The organism is Listeria sp. SHR_NRA_18, assembly GCF_003856515.1.
Lineage (GTDB): Bacteria > Bacillota > Bacilli > Lactobacillales > Listeriaceae > Listeria_A > Listeria_A newyorkensis.
The window spans coordinates 1-444 of record NZ_QPKR01000064.1 but is presented as its reverse complement, the minus strand read 5'-3'; the positions used below and the strand labels follow the sequence as shown (position 1 = coordinate 444).

Annotated in this window: 1 protein-coding gene; it reads left to right on the top strand. The window is 56.5% G+C overall.

Features of this window, described 5'->3' with window-relative positions; genetic code table 11:
• On the top strand, positions 1-444 hold a 444-nt coding region (locus DUK53_RS17150; protein WP_143813228.1), incomplete at both ends, for an IgaA/UmoB family intracellular growth attenuator.

The window sequence follows — 444 nt, the reverse complement described above, 5'->3', positions numbered from 1 at the left end:
GAGGCCGACTGTGTGCGCTTGAAGAACGCATTGGTCAATCTGGGTAACGTCAAGAACTGGGCCAACCTGGTGAAACGGGCCAAATCCGGGGCACTGGAAGGCGTTAACGTTCTGCTCCGTCCGGTCAGTGCTGAATCGCTGGAAAACCTGAGTAACGCGGCTACCTCTGCCTTTGTGGCGCGGGAAACCCGTCAGGCCGCTGCGGCCCTCAACAGCCCACCGCCGGGCGGTTTTTTGATTACCAGTGACGAAGGCAAGCAGTTGGTGGATTATCCCTTGCCCACACAGCCGCTGAACGAATACAACTCACTCGACCAATGGAAAGAGCTACAGCGTCTTAGCAGCATGTTGCTACATACGCCGTTCCGGGCAAACGGGGTGATCACCAATATCTTTGTCGATGCCAACGGCACTCGGCATATCGCCCTGCATAGTGAACCGGAT